The sequence below is a fragment of the Niallia laureatilytica genome (genome assembly GCF_046613985.1).
In the GTDB taxonomy this organism is placed as follows: domain Bacteria; phylum Bacillota; class Bacilli; order Bacillales; family Cytobacillaceae; genus Niallia.
Window position 1 is genome coordinate 17878 of the sequence record NZ_JBKKHP010000013.1, and the last position, 15645, is coordinate 33522.

General features: G+C 40.2%; 14 protein-coding genes, 1 riboswitch and 1 other annotated feature. Of the genes, 11 read left to right on the forward strand and 3 right to left on the reverse strand.

Annotated features, from left to right (window positions below; translation table 11 throughout):
- Positions 1–13 precede the first annotated feature (13 nt).
- Complete coding sequence (locus tag ACLIJJ_RS22890) at positions 14–1816, reverse strand: assimilatory sulfite reductase (NADPH) flavoprotein subunit (protein WP_411411757.1); 1803 nt, start codon at positions 1814–1816, stop codon at positions 14–16.
- Positions 1817–2107: 291 nt separating this feature from the next.
- On the opposite strand from ACLIJJ_RS22890, the gene ACLIJJ_RS22895 reads away from it, so the two are divergent.
- From ACLIJJ_RS22895 to ACLIJJ_RS22945, 11 genes are all read left to right on the forward strand, one after another.
- Entirely contained in the window at positions 2108–3016 is a 909-nt protein-coding gene (locus tag ACLIJJ_RS22895; RefSeq protein WP_233316825.1) for a LysR family transcriptional regulator, read from the forward strand.
- Positions 3017–3150: 134 nt separating this feature from the next.
- A complete protein-coding gene (locus ACLIJJ_RS22900; RefSeq protein ID WP_251646676.1) occupies positions 3151–3738 on the forward strand; it encodes an ECF transporter S component in 588 nt (195 codons plus the stop codon).
- A 91-nt stretch (positions 3739–3829) separates the two neighbouring features.
- Positions 3830–4252 (forward strand): CBS domain-containing protein, encoded by a 423-nt coding sequence (locus ACLIJJ_RS22905; RefSeq protein ID WP_233316827.1) that lies wholly within the window; start codon positions 3830–3832, stop codon positions 4250–4252.
- 194 nt (positions 4253–4446) lie between these two features.
- Positions 4447–4560, forward strand: a riboswitch (SAM riboswitch).
- Between the two features lie 93 nt (positions 4561–4653).
- Positions 4654–4803 (forward strand): YezD family protein, encoded by a 150-nt coding sequence (locus ACLIJJ_RS22910; protein WP_233316828.1) that lies wholly within the window; start codon positions 4654–4656, stop codon positions 4801–4803.
- Positions 4804–4903: 100 nt separating this feature from the next.
- Positions 4904–5620 (forward strand): phosphoadenylyl-sulfate reductase, encoded by a 717-nt coding sequence (locus ACLIJJ_RS22915; protein ID WP_233316829.1) that lies wholly within the window; start codon positions 4904–4906, stop codon positions 5618–5620.
- An 18-nt stretch (positions 5621–5638) separates the two neighbouring features.
- Positions 5639–6715 carry a sulfate permease gene (gene cysP, locus ACLIJJ_RS22920; protein WP_396953819.1) on the forward strand — a complete coding sequence of 359 codons (1077 nt, stop codon included), beginning with the start codon at positions 5639–5641 and terminating at the stop codon, positions 6713–6715.
- A gap of 78 nt (positions 6716–6793) precedes the next feature.
- On the forward strand, positions 6794–7942 hold the full coding sequence (sat, locus tag ACLIJJ_RS22925; RefSeq protein WP_341074558.1) for a sulfate adenylyltransferase: 1149 nt from the start codon (positions 6794–6796) through the stop codon (positions 7940–7942).
- A gap of 17 nt (positions 7943–7959) precedes the next feature.
- Positions 7960–8571, forward strand: coding sequence for an adenylyl-sulfate kinase (gene cysC / locus ACLIJJ_RS22930; protein WP_233316831.1), 612 nt, complete (start codon positions 7960–7962; stop codon positions 8569–8571).
- A gap of 111 nt (positions 8572–8682) precedes the next feature.
- A complete protein-coding gene (gene cobA / locus ACLIJJ_RS22935) occupies positions 8683–9456 on the forward strand; it encodes a uroporphyrinogen-III C-methyltransferase (RefSeq protein ID WP_251646674.1) in 774 nt (257 codons plus the stop codon).
- A complete protein-coding gene (locus ACLIJJ_RS22940) occupies positions 9456–10214 on the forward strand; it encodes a sirohydrochlorin chelatase (RefSeq protein WP_233316833.1) in 759 nt (252 codons plus the stop codon). Before cobA ends, ACLIJJ_RS22940 begins: the two co-directional genes overlap by 1 nt.
- 1 nt (position 10215) lies before the next feature.
- A complete protein-coding gene (locus ACLIJJ_RS22945) occupies positions 10216–10800 on the forward strand; it encodes an NAD(P)-dependent oxidoreductase (protein WP_411411758.1) in 585 nt (194 codons plus the stop codon).
- A 69-nt stretch (positions 10801–10869) separates the two neighbouring features.
- On the opposite strand, the gene ACLIJJ_RS22950 is transcribed toward ACLIJJ_RS22945, so the two are convergent.
- Complete coding sequence (locus tag ACLIJJ_RS22950) at positions 10870–12051, reverse strand: DHH family phosphoesterase (RefSeq protein WP_233316835.1); 1182 nt, start codon at positions 12049–12051, stop codon at positions 10870–10872.
- A gap of 123 nt (positions 12052–12174) precedes the next feature.
- Positions 12175–15264, reverse strand: coding sequence for an isoleucine--tRNA ligase (gene ileS, locus ACLIJJ_RS22955; RefSeq protein ID WP_411411783.1), 3090 nt, complete (start codon positions 15262–15264; stop codon positions 12175–12177).
- Positions 15265–15347: 83 nt separating this feature from the next.
- Positions 15348–15593: a binding site (T-box leader), on the reverse strand.
- Positions 15594–15645 lie beyond the last annotated feature (52 nt).

Here is a 15645-nt window from a genome sequence, read left to right on the forward strand (position 1 = left end):
TCCTTTCAATTACTTAATAGACATCACGCTGGTAGCGTTTGTCCTGCTGCATTGCTGCAAGATATTTTTCGGCATCTTCACGGTTTAGATTGCCTTCTTTTTCAATGATGCTGATTAATGTTTCGTGTACATCATGGGCCATATGCTTTTCATCGCCGCAAACATAAACAGCGGCACCTTCCTGCAGCCATTCGAATAATTCTTTGCTGTGCTCAAGCATACGATGCTGTACATAAACTTTCTCGGCAGTGTCGCGGGAGAATGCGACGTTCATTTTTGTTAATACCCCGCTTTTGAGGTAATTTTGCCATTCTGTTTGATAAAGGAAGTCTGTTACAAAATGCTGATCACCAAAGAACAGCCATGATTTACCTTCAGCACCGATTTCTTCACGTTCTTGGATAAAGGAACGGAATGGTGCAATACCTGTGCCTGGCCCAATCATAATGACAGGGGTATCAGGATTTTCAGGCAGCTTAAAGTTTTCATTCTGCTGGATAAATACTGGAATTTTATCACCTGGATTAAGACGCTCCGCACATAGTATCGAGCAAACACCTTTGCGTTCACGGTCATGGGCATTATAGCGGACTGCTCCAATTGTCAAATGAACTTCCTCAGGATTTGCTGTATAGCTGCTTGCAATAGAGTAAAGGCGCGCAGGCAATTTACGTAATTGCGAGATAAAGTTTTGAGCTGTAAAATTCCAAGGACCAAATTCACTAACTAAATCAAGCAAGTCCCTTCCGTCTATATAGGCTTTCAATTGTTCTTGATTCTTGAGAAGATTTTGAAGCGCTTCGTTTGTCGAATACGCTGCTAACTTTTCTAATAAAGGTTTTGTTAAAACGGTTATTTCAAATTCGGAAAGAAGTGCTTCCTTAATGGAACGAATCTCACCTTTTTTATTAATAGAGACTGTTTCTTCTGGATTAAAGGACAGTTTATTAAGCAGCAGTTCAACAAGCTCTGGGTCATTCTTCGGATAAATTCCAAGGCTGTCTCCAGGTTTATATGTCAATCCAGATTCCTCAAGAGATAGCTCAATATGAAGCGTCTCTTTATTGGAGCCTCGGCCGTTTAAGTTTTGGATGTCCAGTACTTCAGCGAGGAAAGGGTTTGATCTAGAATATTCTGTTTCTGCCGTTGTTGCTGTGCTTTGAGCAGCTGCTGCGCTTGTATTACCAAGCTCTGCAAGCACACCTTCGAGCCATTCATTTGCCGGCTCTTCAAAATCTAAGTCACAGTCAACGCGTGGAAATAGGCGCTTACCGCCAATTTCTTCTAAGCGTTCATCAAATTCTTTACCAGTCTGGCAGAAGAATTCATAGGAGCTGTCACCAAGTGCCAATACAGAGAAGCTCAAATCATCCAATTTAGGCGCTCTTTTACCATGAAGAAACTCATGGAATGTTAAGGCAGTATCAGGTGGATCTCCTTCCCCATGTGTGCTGACAATAATAAGCAAGTTTTTAACTTTCTTAATATTATTTGGCTTAAAGTCGCTCATTGATAATGTTGTAACATGGAAGCCTTTATCTGTCAGAGTTTTTGCACTCTTTTTGGCAAGGTTTTGTGCATTGCCTGTTTGAGATCCAAATAGGATTGTGACATCTTTAGAGACTGGTTCGGCAGGTGCAGGAGCAGAAGACGGGACTTCTGCTGCCAGTCCAGCGGGACTTACCGTTGTTGCTGCTGTTGCAGAAAGATAGCCGTTAAGCCATACCTTTTGTGTTTCTGATAAAGTCGGCAAAAGCCGGTTTAAAAGCTCTGTCTGTTCCTGGTTAAAAGGACTGTTCGTTACTAGTAATTGCAAAAGTATTCACCTCACATAAAAATCCGTTGCTTTTTCAAATGTCAAAGTTCATTAATTAACAAAACGTTTTTAAGAAGTTGATTCTAACTAATTAATCCAATAAGACAAATCGGATTTTAGACAGATTCTTTTTTCAAATTGTTTCATGCATATATAATTGTACTTTACTGGAAGTCAAAGAATTAGTAAAATACATTTAACTTATTGGAGCTATTAATAATCTTAATAATTAAACAAATAGCTGTTTGGAATTTACATGTAAGATTCAAAAAGTCGAAAGGAGTGTTTTTGTTGCAGTATGATGCGTTAAAAACATTTGTCACCCTTGTAGAAGTGAAAAATTTCACTAAAACAGCTGAAATTCTGCTGATGTCTCAGCCAAGTGTAAGCCTCCATATTAAAAACTTAGAAAAGGAATTTCAAACGAAGCTGTTTGAACGTTCTCCAAAATATTTAAAAGTAACTCCTACAGGGGAAATTCTCTATGATTGTGCAGTACAAATGATTACTATATATGAACAGACAAGGCAAAATATATTAGACCACCATCATTCCATCAAAGGAGATTTAAAAATAGGCGCAAGCTTCACGATAGGAGAATATATACTGCCCCCATTATTGCTGGAACTTCAGAAAACCCATCCCGATTTGGCACTCCAAGTAACAATTGGTAACACAGAAGAGGTAGTCGAGTCAGTCAGACGTTATCAAGTGGATATCGGTTTAATTGAAGGACAAACTAATGATAAGGAAATTTCTGTCCATCCATTTATGGAAGACGAACTGTTTGTTGTTGCATCTGCTAAACACCCGCTTGCTAGTAAGGAAATGGTTCCTATAAAGGAATTGCAAAACCAAGCGTGGATTACCCGGGAAATCGGATCAGGGACGAGGGAATACTTGGATCATGTCATCCGTTCAAACGGATTGAAGATGAACACACTTCTGACAATCAGCAGCAACCAGGCGATTAAAGAAACGGTCATAAGCGGCCTAGGGTTAACCCTTTTGTCTAAATGTGTAATAGAAAGGGACCTGCAGGCAGGAAATCTTTCGACCATCTCCCTTGATAAAGAAGTATTTAAAAGGACACTCTCCTATGTATACTCGCCTGTTATGAAGGAAAAGCAGAATGTAAAAACATTTATTCAGGCATTAAACAGCAAGTATCCATACCAGGAAGAGGAACATAGAAATTAAGATAAACATGCATAAAGAAATAATAAACCGCAACTACCTAGAAAGGAAGCTTTTATAGTCGTTCGCCTATTGCCTCTTTTGGATTTTGTAGTATGATAACGAAGGAGATTTTTTTCGTTAAAAGGAGTATTGTTATGAACAAAAACAATAAGACATTTCGGATTGTCCTATTAGGGATGCTTTCTGCTATCATCATTATTCAAACGACAATCCCGTTTTTAGGATATATCCCGATTGGACCGCTTAGCTTGACGATTATTCAAGTAACAGTCATTATTGCAGCGATTGTTCTTGGCCCGAGGGAAGGAGCAATAGTCGGCGGTATATGGGGAATCATTACCTTTATCAGGGCATTTGTTGCACCGACAAGTCCAATTGCCCCGATTGTATTTACGAATCCCCTTGTCTCTGTTCTGCCCCGAATATTAATAGGTGTTGTAGCAGCATATGTATTTCATAAGCTGCTCAAAGACAAGCTTAATGAAACAGTTAGAATGAGTGTAGCTGGTGTGCTTGGATCTTTAACAAATACTGTTTTAGTGCTGGGATTGATTTATTTATTTTACCGGGAACCGTATGCGAATTTTCTAGAAATGAATATGGATCAGCTTTTGCCTGCGCTATTGACCATAATAGCTACTAATGGGGTTACCGAAGCAATTCTTTCAGGTATATTAGCCCCGATTATTTCAAAACCATTATTAAGAATTAGAAAAAAATAGCAGCTTAGGCTGCTTTTTTTTACGCCGTTTGCTGACATAATAATCTTTTAAAACGGCACAATATAAGAGATTAATTTTGGAGGTGAGTTTTTTGACAACTGTTAAAGATATAATGACAACGGATGTAAAGGTATGTCAGCCCCATGATTCTCTTGTGGAAGCGGCAAAAATAATGCGTGATGTTAACGTTGGGATTGTTCCTGTATGTGAAGGAAAAAAGGTTATTGGCATGATTACTGACCGTGATATTGTTATCAATGCAATCGCTGATGGCAAAGACGGAAATACGGTTCACTGCCATGATGTGATGACAGCGGATGTAACTACATGTACGCCAGATACAGATGTTCATGAATGTGCAAACATCATGTCAGAGAATCAGATTCGCCGCCTGCCTGTAGTTGAGAACGGCGAACTTGTCGGAATATGCGCAATTGGTGACCTTGCAAGAATCAATATTCATATGGATGAAGCAGGGCAAGCTTTGAGCGATATATCTGAACCACTTCATTAATTCTGTAAGCAAAAAAACCCGCTTTTTAAAAAGTGGGTTTTTTTGGCATGGACTTGCTGCTTATTTTTTATATATGCATATGTTAAAATAAGGTTATCAAAAAATTGTAAATGTTAGATGATTTAATTCCGACTAAACAACTAGAAAAACTTGTTGACAATATAATCAATTGTGATAAAATTTAGAAAAAACATTGCTTATCCAGAGCGACAGAGGGAATTGGCCCTATGATGTCCAGCAACCTGCATTTGTAACCAAGAGCAAGGTGCTAAATCCAACAAAATGGTCTCCATTTTGAAAGATAAGGTAGTTATATTACCTTGTGTCTTTCCGAATTGGGAAGATTTTTTTATTGCTATGATCATCGGTAACAGTTTTTTGTTTGTAGGAGGGATTTGTTAATGGGGGAAAAAACAAATCAACTGGACAAAATAAAAGATCAGTTGGAAGAAATGTTGAAAAATATGAAATTTGGCTCCATTACATTAATTGTTCAGGATGGAAAAGTCATTCAAATCGAAAAAAGCGAAAAGATTAGACTTGGAAAATAAATTGCTGACTAGAGAAACTAGAGGCAGTTTTAACACAGGAATTGTGTTAAAGCTGTCTTTTTTGCATGTAAAGCAATTTATCTGGAGAGGAGTAGGCAACTTGAGTGAACTATTAACTTATGAAAATCTTGATCGTTATACATTGCCAGCATTCCCGAGCGACACAGAAACAAAAGGAGCTTTGGAAGTACTGGAATGGGCATATGAGACATATGAAGAGGAAATTGTATATGCCTGCAGCTTTGGTATAGAAGGAATTGTACTTATCGACTTAATTTCAAAAGTGAAGGAAGACGCCAAAATCGTCTTTTTAGATACAGATGTGCATTTTAAAGAAACATATGAATTGATAGAAAAAGTGAAAAAAAAATATCCGCTACTGCAAATTGAAATGAAAAAACCAGAATTAACATTGGCAGAGCAAGCAGAACAGTATGGGGATGAGCTATGGACATCTAATCCAAATAAGTGCTGTGAAATTAGAAAAGTTATTCCATTAAATTCTGTTCTTTCAGGTTCAACTGCTTGGATATCTGGATTAAGAAGAGAACAGGGCGGAGCAAGGGCGAATACGGAATATATCAATCTAGACAATAAATTCAAAAGTATTAAAGTATGCCCGCTTATTCACTGGACTTGGAAGGATGTTTGGAGATACGCACACAAGAATCAGCTTGACTATAATGTCCTTCATGATAACGGCTATCCGAGCATTGGCTGCAGAACATGCACACAGCCTGCTTTCACAATGGAAGATATGCGCTCTGGAAGATGGTCTGGCAAAGGAAAAACAGAATGCGGGCTACATTTACAATAACTTAAAGGAAACTAAATGATGATGATAATTCTTGCAGGCATAATGTCTTTATTCTTTGCCATGAACATAGGCGCAAGTGGTGCTGCGGCAAGCCTTGGCGTTGCCTATGGTTCAGGTGCGATTCCAAGCAAAAGGCATGCCCTCCTTTTATGCGGTGTTGCGATTTTTTTAGGGGCCTTTTTAGGAGGCAGTGAAGTAGTTAAAACGATAGGGGAAGATCTAATTCCAAGCAGCTTGCTTAATGCAAAAATCGTGTTAATTATTCTGTCATCTGCCGCCATTTCCCTGTTTATCGCAAATTTAATGGGGATTCCGTTATCAACTAGCGAAATCACTGTTGGCAGCGTTGTTGGTGTTGGCGTAGCATATAAAAGCCTTTTTATTGGACATATTTTATGGATTGTATTCTTTTGGATTTTTATTCCCTTCGTTTCCTTTGGAATTGCTTTGGCAGCAGGGAAGCTAATCATGCGAGCTGAGAGGAAGTACACTTGGCTGAAAGCGAGCAAATCACAGCGTTACTTATCCGTTTTCGTAATTGTTGTTGGTTTTTTTGAAGCCTTTTCGGCAGGAATGAATAATGTAGCTAATGCTGTTGGTCCGATGGTTGGAGCCAATCTCATCTCGATGAGCAGCGGAATATTAATAGGCGGTTTGGCTATCAGTATTGGAGCTATTTTGCTGGGTGGAAGGGTATTGCAGACAAATGGGAAGAAAATCGTCCAATTCAGCAAGCTGGAAGGCGGAATTATTTCTGGTATCGGAGCAACCTTAGTTACAATTGCTTCCATTTTCGGACTTCCTGTGCCGTTGACTCAAGTAACAAGCACAGCGATTATTGGCATCGGTGTTGCGAAGAATGGTGTAGGACTTTTCAAAAAGCAGATGATTCATCGAATTATAAAGGTATGGATTGTTTCACCAGTCTTGTCTCTTGTTATTTCCTACTGTCTTGTACAACTATTTGTTAAAAATGATTTCTACAATGTCATTGTGCTGTCGAGTGTATGTATCGCCACATTAGGCATCTTAAGCCTTGTGAAATCAATTAAAGAAGATAATCGCTCTATATATGAGGACGGAGGCGGCATTTGATATATGCAAATCCGTTTCTATTAAATATAAATAATAATATAACTAGATGTTAAATTAGGAAGGATAGGTGCAAAGATTATGGCATTAAGCAAACCTCATGGAGGAACACTAATTAATTTATGGGAACCAAATTATGATGTGAGCGGCATTACACAAGAGCTTGAAATTGATGGCGTTGCGCTAAGTGATTTAGAATTAATCGGAAATGGAGCTTTCAGCCCACTAACTGGGTTTTTGACACAGAAAGACTATGAATCTGTTGTAGAGAACATGAGGCTTGCTTCAGGGCAAATTTGGAGTATTCCAATTACACTTCCTGTATCACAAGAGCAAGCAGACAAATTAGAAGTGAATGACATAGTGAAGCTTGTACATGACGGTGATGTGTATGGTGTGCTTACTGTTGAAGATAAATTTATACCAAATAAAGAAAAAGAAGCAGAAGCTGTTTACCGCACTGCAGATTTGGCTCATCCTGGAGTAAAGAAGGTTTTTGAAAGAGGAAATGTGTATATTGGTGGTTCTATTAAACTGCTGAAAAAATTAAAAAGAACTAAATTTGAAAGCTTCTACCTAGATCCTAAAGATACGAGAGAAGTGTTCCAAGAGAAGGGCTGGAAGACTGTTGTCGGTTTCCAAACTAGAAACCCTGTACACCGTGCTCATGAATATATTCAGAAGACGGCTTTAGAAACAGTGGATGGATTATTCTTGAACCCGCTTGTTGGTGAAACAAAATCAGATGACATTCCTGCAGATGTACGAATGGAAAGCTACCAAGTACTATTGAAAAACTATTACCCAGAAGACCGTGTATATCTTGCTGTTTTCCCTGCTGCAATGCGTTATGCTGGACCGAGAGAAGCAGTATTCCATGCACTTGTAAGGAAAAACTACGGCTGCACACACTTTATTGTGGGACGAGATCATGCAGGTGTGGGCAATTATTATGGCACATATGATGCGCAAAGGATTTTTGATCAATTTGAATCAGAAGAACTTGGTATTAATCTGTTGTTCTTTGAACACAGCTTCTATTGCAAAAAGTGTGAAAACATGGCGTCTACAAAAACTTGCCCTCATGACAAGGAATATCATGAAATCTTATCTGGAACAAAGGTGCGCGAGCTTCTAAGAAATGGTGAAATTCCGCCAAGCACGTTCAGCCGCAAAGAAGTAGTGGAAGTGCTGATAAAAGGCTTGAAAAACCAAGAGATCCATTCATAATACAGGGGGAAAAGTAAATGAGCGGCAAAAGTACAAATATCACATGGCATGAACAAACTGTTTCAAAAGAACGCAGAAGAGAGAAAAATAAACATCACAGCTATGTATTGTGGTTTACTGGTCTTTCCGGTTCAGGAAAATCATCTGTAGCTAACGCAGTTGCAGAGAGGCTGTTCCAAGATGATACGCTCACATATGTGCTGGATGGTGATAATATCCGTTTCGGAATCAATAAAGATCTTGGCTTCTCTGAAGAAGACAGGAAGGAAAACATTCGCAGAATTGGCGAAGTCAGCAAGCTGTTTGTAGACAGTGGGCAAGTGGTGCTGACTGCCTTTATCTCTCCGTTCCGCAATGATCGAGAAGGAGTCAGAGAATTGCTGGAGGGCAATGAGTTTGTTGAAGTATATGTGAAATGTTCATTGGAAGCTTGTGAAGCTAGAGATCCTAAAGGTCTTTATGAGAAGGCAAGGCAAGGAATCATCAAGGACTTCACAGGAATCAGCTCTCCTTATGAAGAGCCGGTTAATCCGGAGATTGTGATTGACTCGGAAAAAAATTCCATTGAAGAATGTGTGGAGCAAATTGTTCAATTTTTGAAAGAAAAAGGCTATTATAGAAATATATAAATATAGAAAGAAAGGAATTATAGTGTCTCTAGTTTTGAGAGAATCCTATAATTCCTTTCTGTTAATATGCCAAAGCTTAGGATTATGCAGCAACAGAGGAAGGTGAAAGATGTGGGGAAAGTTTATTTGGTAGGAGCAGGGCCTGGAGATCCTGATTTAATTACTGTTAAAGGGCTGAATTGCATTAAAAATGCTGATGTTATCGTATATGACCGACTTGTTAACAAAGAGCTGCTGCATTACGCAAAGCCGAAGGCAGAATTGGTATATTGCGGAAAGCTGCCGCATCATCATGTAATGAAACAGGAATTGATTAATCAGACGCTCGTCAAGCATGCTAAAAGAGGAAAGATAGTGACAAGATTAAAAGGGGGAGACCCTTTTGTATTTGGCAGGGGCGGAGAAGAAGCAGAAGAATTGGCTAAAAATCAGATTCCGTTTGAAATTGTGCCAGGCATCACTGCCGGTATTGCTGCACCGAGCTATGCAGGAATCCCCGTTACACACAGAGATTATGGTTCATCCTTTGCTTTTGTAACAGGACATATGAAGAATGGGGAAGAAGACAGCATCAAGTGGGAGGCATTATGCCATATAGATACACTTGCCATCTATATGGGAGTTAAAAACTTACCGAATATCAGGGAGAAGCTGCTTTCCTATCAAAAAAGCGGGGATACTCCTGTTGCCTTGATTAATTGGGGAACTACGAGCAGCCAGCGAACGATTGTAACAACATTAGATAAAGCTGTAGAGGATGCGCAAAACGGGCAGATTGAAAATCCGTGCATGATTATTATCGGTGAGGTTGTCCGCATGCGTGAAAAAATTAAATGGTTTGAAAACTCATTTGAAGATTCATTGGCGAAAGAAGTGGTTTTATAATGAAAGCAGTTTTGTATATATGCCATGGCAGCAGGGTAAAGGAAGCGAGTGACCAGGCAATATCCTTTGTAAAGGAATGCATGAAAGAGAATGATTACCCCATTCAGGAGTATTGCTTTTTAGAGCTCTCAGAGCCAAGCATTGAGGAAGGCTTTAAGACATGTGTAGCAAAAGGCGCAACAACGATAATAGCTGTTCCTGTCTTGTTGCTGACAGCAGCTCATGCAAAGATTGATATTCCTGAAGTCCTCGACGAACTCGTTAAAGCATATCCAGACGTAGCATTACATTATGGACGCCCGATTGGTGTACATGAGAAGATGGCAGAGATTGTCATAGCTAAAATTAAACAGTCTGAATTGTATGTTAAAAACAAGTCACTTGTTCTGCTTGTTGGCAGGGGCAGCAGTGATCCGGATGTAAAGCGGGATTTACGGGAAATTAGTGACTTGGTAGAGCGGTCGCTGGACGGTGTTAAAGTGGAGGACTGTTATTTGACAGCAGCATCTCCTAGCTTTGAAGCTGCCCTTCAGGCTGCAAGCAACTCTCAGTACGAAAATATCATCGTCATTCCATATTTGCTGTTTACAGGTATACTGATGAACACGATGCGCAAGACAATCAACGGATTATCAAATTCAAATAAAAACTATGAGCTTTGCAACTACTTAGGATACCAGCCTGCTATTGCTAGTATTCTGAAGGATCGAATTGATGAAGCAGCTGGGGCTAAACTGTATGTTCCCATTAATGGTTAATATGCAGAATAAGAAATGTATCGTTGCAGGTGGAGGCAAGGTTGCCTTAAGGAAAGTAAAAGCACTAATTGCAGAAGGTGCAAACATTACAGTTATTAGTCCTGTACTATGTCCTGAGCTTGAGGAGCTCGAGCAAGCGGGAGCAATCGCTGCAGTTAGAAAAAAAGCAGCAGAAAGTGATTGTAAGGATGCTTTTTTTGTAGTTACAGCAACGAATGACGATAAAGCAAACCAAAGATTAGCGAACAGGCTGAAGCACCGTATGCTAGTTAATAATGCTAGCTCTGCTGATAATGGAAACTGTCATATACCGGCAAGTTTGCAAAGAGGCAGGCTTATCTTAAGTGTGTCGACAATGGGTGCAAGCCCAATCCTCGCAAGAAAAATCAAGGATGAATGGGCAAAGGAATACCCTGATGGTTTGGAGGATTATTTCGATTTTTTATTTAATGCCCGGGAAATGATTAAAAGAGCTAATCTAAATTCTGTTGATAAGAAGGGCTTGTTAGAGGAGATAACGGACAATAAATACAAGCAATCTCCACAATTGAGAGATGATTTTTATAAGCTGCTCCAAAACTTCTAACGAGGAATGTTAGAGGTTTTTTTGTGAGAAAAAATGCCTGCTGATCTTTCCAGACAGCAGGCATTCGTTTTAATTTTTTGTTTTTACATATTCCATCACATACCGAACGTACTTGTCGTCCTTACACATCCAGGCTCCGTGATTTCTCTTTAAAAAGTTTTCTCCTTCTTGGAAGGAAGAAAAAGTTTCAGGCAGCTTTGTTTTCTTTTTGTTGATAACCCATTGCTGCTTGCCAGTCGGATATAGATAAAATATATCATCATGTTTATTCTCATAAAGTGTGCCTAATGGAGAATTCTTCTTATTATATTCATTCTTTTTAGGATCTTCCCTTAATGCTTCAAGCGGGAATGTATCTGTTACGAAGTTTTTATATGCTTCACTCGTCATTGTGCAGCCAGACGCTTTCACATGTCCGCCTCCACCATATGTACCGGCAACTTTGGAGACATCGACGTGGTCATGAATGGTTCGGAAACCGACCCTCTTGCCGCCAATATTAAGGATTGCTATATAATCGAGATGCGGGTATTCTTTGCCTAGCTCATTGCCTAGTTCTGAGTGGTATGATTCGGCATAAACAACACCTGCATAAAGACCGTCGATTTGTGTTTGAACAAGCTCCCGCCGTTTGCGGCGAATATATCGTTCAATTTTTTTCTCTTCCAAATCAAGAATTTGCTGCTCTACTTCATCAAAGAAGAAGTGGTTGTTATTCTCAAGACGCGCAACCATTTTTTCTACAAATTCGTCAAATGATATTAAATAGAAAAGTGCATTCAGCTTTTGGGCATCAAAGTTTTCATTCTTTTCCCAATCCCATGTATCGTACTGTCTGACAAGCTCTACAAACTCAAGCACACTGTCAGAGGGAGTGAGATGCCCGTTTTTAACAAGGTACTCATATAATAATGAAGTAGCACAGGTGGAAATTCCTTCTTCATCTTCTACTACTACATGTCCCCATTCAAAATCATTTAAATGTAAGGCTGTTTTATGATGATCTATCAGTTGGACCTTGCCTCCCTTCTTATAGTAATCATCCAGCCTGATAGCATTCTCTTCACTTACAGAAAGGTCTGTAACGATAAGGAATGTATCCTCAGGCTTTTGGTCAAGGAATCTTTCTACCTCAAGATTCAGGCTGGAAACAGAATTATAGCGGATTTCCACATCTTCTCCAAAGGCAAGCTTTGCGATGATTCCACAGCCGACCCCATCAAGGTCATTATGCGACAATAATTTATACATTTTTTTCACCCCTGCCCAATAGTATAATCTAATATGGAAAAAATAGAACATGTTTCTTTTGAAAAGGACATATAAACGAGAAAGACCTAAGGTAATATGTACTTAGGTCTGACTCTTATGGACTTATTCAAAAGCAACAAAAACCTGGTAGCTGCCTATACGCAATTCAGTCATGCTTTCTGACACTGTGTAACGAATGCTATTTAAAAGGACACCTTTATTAATAAGATTCTCATACTCCTGTGCCAAGGAAATAAATTCTTTTGATCCGCCAAGCTTCAAAGTAATCCGCTGCTCGACAGGCAAATTCTTTTGTTTTCTCAAGTCTTGAACAGAGCGGATAAAATCCCTTACTAATCCTTCTTTTGCTAATTCGTCTGTGATGCTAGTATCTATTATAACAGTAAAGTTCCTGTTTGACGCCTCGCTGTAGCCTGACATAGATGCAGTTTTCTGGACAAGCAGATCCTCTTTAAAGAGTTCAACCTGCTGTTCGTCTGCTGTGATGGTTAACTTTCCATCGTAAAGAAACTGTTCTATCTCTTCTTTTTTGAGATGGCCGAGAGCTTTATGAACGGGATTTGCCTTTTTACCGAGACGCTTGCCGGCATTTTTGAAGTCGAGCTTGAGGCTGTATTGTACATAGCCTTTACTTGACTCAGTCCAGTCTATCGTTTTTACATTCAGCTCACTTTTAATGATTTGGCTGAAAGATTGCAATGCCGAAGGCGGAGTGTCATTTGAGACTATAGCCATCATGGCAAGCGGCTGTTTCGTCTTGATTTGGCTTTGATGCCGTATGTTTCTTCCCAGTTCCACAATTTCTCTTACACCGCTCATTTTCCTTTCAAGCTCTATGTCGATGTTCGCTTCTTCACCAGCTGGGAAATCTTCTAAATGAACGCTTTTTCCAGTCAGCTTATAATGAATATCTTCAGCAGTAAAAGGTGTGAACGGTGCGAGCAGCTTAGAGATATGAACAAGCAGGCTGTAAAGAGTATGGTAAGCACAAGCTTTATCCTCAGACATGCCTTCACTCCAAAACCGTTCTCTGTTTCTTCTGATATACCAATTACTTACGTCTTCTAAAAGAGTGCCAATATGTCTTGCTGCATTTGTCAGCTGGAAGCTTTCCATTTCTTTGCGGACTTGCGAGACAGTTGAAGCAAGCCGGGAAAGAGCCCATTTATCCATCAAGGTTAAGGAAAGACTAGCTGGCGTTGAATTCGGATCAAATCCATCGATATCAGCATACATTTTGTAGAAATGATGAAGACTTGTTAGAGTATCGACTAGCTTTGACTTAGCTTCCTGTACATTTTTGACAGAAAATCGCTTCTGGTTCCAAGGTGCGCTGTCCTCTATCAATGCCCATCTTAGCGAATCGGCGCCAAACTTGTGGATCAGCTCTACTGGGTCAAGGGCGTTGCCTTTGCTTTTTGACATTTTTTGTCCTGCCTCATCAAGAACGTGGCCAGTCGCCAGTACATTCTTATACGGCAGCTCGCCTTTATAAAGAGTGGAGACAGCCAATAAGGAGTAGAACCAGCCTCTTGTCTGGTCAATTCCCTCAACTATCACATCGGCTGGGAATTGCCTTTGCCATAACTCCTCATTCTCAAAAGGGGTATGATATTGGGCGAATGGCATAGACCCGCTATCGAACCAGACATCGATTACTTCAGGTGTGCGCACCATCATTGTGCTGCAGGAAGGACAAGGGAATGTCACCTCATCGACATATGGTTTATGAAGCTCAAGCTCAGCAAGATTGCTGCCGGTTAATGCTGCTAATTCTGCTATTGATTTGGGAGCCTCCTGATGGTTACAGGAAGGACATTCCCATACATTTAAAGGTGTACCCCAATAGCGGCTCCGGCTTATATTCCAATCTACCATTCCCTCAAGAAATTTCCCGAAACGCCCGTCCTTGATAGTGTCTGGATGCCAGTTTACCTGCTGGTTATTAAGTAGCATTGCCTCCTTGACAGCTGTTGTTCGGATGAACCAGCTCTCTAGTGCATAATAAAGCAGGGGAGAATCACAACGCCAGCAGTGCGGGTAAGAATGTTCGTATCTTTCTTTATGGAACAATAGCCCTTTCTCATGAAGGAGCTTGATGATGTCGACATCACAATCCTTAACGAATCTGCCTGTCAAAGGTGTGACCGCTTCTGTATATTTGCCCTGTTCATCCACGACTTGAACAAAGGAAAGGTTATTTTCTTGTACAAGACGATAATCGTCCTCCCCATATGCTGGAGCAATATGAACAATGCCAGTTCCGCTGTCTGCAGTCACAAAGTCGCCATGAACAACATAATGGCCTTTTGCGACTTTGATAAAGGAGAATGGCGGTTCGTAACTGAGACCGAGCAATGCAGACCCCTTCACTGTCTCTAAGAGGACGCTGTCAGGAGACATTAATGTAGGAGCCAAATCCTTTGCTACGATATATACTTCGTCTCCAGTCTGTATTCGAACGTAGTCTAACTTTTCATTCACTGCAAGAGCAACGTTTGCAGGCAGTGTCCAAGGTGTTGTCGTCCAGCCGAGGATAAACTCATTGTCCTTATTCTTTAGTTTAAACCTTACAGTTGCGCTCAAGTCCTTTACATCTTTATAGCCTTGCGCGACCTCATGAGAGCTTAATGAGGTCTGACAGCTCGGGCAGTAAGGGGAAACTCTGTGACCTTTATAAAGCAGGCCTTTTTCATGGATGGTTCCGAGTATGTGCCATACCGATTCAATATACTCATTGCTCATTGTCATATAAGGGTTCTCCATGTCGACCCAGTATCCTAGTTCCTTTGTAAAGTCTCTCCATTGCTTTTCATAGGAGAAGACGCTCGCCTTGCATTTTTGAATAAATGCCTCTACTCCATATTCTTCAATGGCCTGCTTTCCGGATATGCCAAGCTCTTTTTCCACACCAAGCTCTACAGGCAGACCGTGCGTGTCCCAGCCAGCCTTTCGGATTACCTGCTTGCCTGCCATTGTCTGGTAACGTGCTATGATGTCTTTGATTGTGCGCCCAAGAGCATGGCCAACATGGGGTAAGCCATTTGCAGTAGGCGGTCCCTCGTAGAAAACAAAGGATTCCTGATTTTTTCTTGCCTCAACTGATTTTTCAAAAATATGATTGTGCTCCCAAAGAGCAAGGATTCTTTTTTCTCTTTCTGCTTGTGTTTCTTGCTGGCTATTTTTCATGATAAAATCCTCCTTGGATTTAATAGTTACCAGAAAATACCGGAACATGACAGAGTCGGAGTAAACAAAAAACACTCGTCCCTATAAATAGGGACGAGTGTATATACCCGCGTTACCACCCAAATTCTGCTGCAAAAAGCAGTCAGCGCTTAGTCAACGTACTATCATACGCGTTCCTTTTTAACGGGGGAAATCCCGTCAAGGCTTACTTTAAATATTCAGCCTTGCATCTCAGAGATGATTTTTCCGTCAGAATCCCTTGCCGGCTTCCACCAGTTCCGGCTCGCTTATAAGTTCATGCATGACGTACTTGTTCTCTTCATCGATTTATAAGTTTCTGGAATGTTTTGTATATAATATCACTTATTATACCTTAATTCAAGG

Excerpts from the sequence above, each read along its gene's own strand:
- ACLIJJ_RS22900 (WP_251646676.1), top strand. The coding sequence starts at position 3,151 with ATGAACAAAAACAATAAGACATTTCGGATTGTCCTATTAGGGATGCTT.
- ACLIJJ_RS22910 (WP_233316828.1), top strand. The coding sequence starts at position 4,654 with ATGGGGGAAAAAACAAATCAACTGGACAAAATAAAAGATCAGTTGGAA.
- cysP (WP_396953819.1), top strand. The coding sequence starts at position 5,639 with ATGATGATAATTCTTGCAGGCATAATGTCTTTATTCTTTGCCATGAAC.
- sat (WP_341074558.1), top strand. The coding sequence starts at position 6,794 with ATGGCATTAAGCAAACCTCATGGAGGAACACTAATTAATTTATGGGAA.
- cysC (WP_233316831.1), top strand. The coding sequence starts at position 7,960 with ATGAGCGGCAAAAGTACAAATATCACATGGCATGAACAAACTGTTTCA.
- ACLIJJ_RS22940 (WP_233316833.1), top strand. The coding sequence starts at position 9,456 with ATGAAAGCAGTTTTGTATATATGCCATGGCAGCAGGGTAAAGGAAGCG.
- ACLIJJ_RS22945 (WP_411411758.1), top strand. The coding sequence starts at position 10,216 with ATGCAGAATAAGAAATGTATCGTTGCAGGTGGAGGCAAGGTTGCCTTA.
- ACLIJJ_RS22950 (WP_233316835.1), bottom strand. The coding sequence starts at position 12,051 with ATGTATAAATTATTGTCGCATAATGACCTTGATGGGGTCGGCTGTGGA.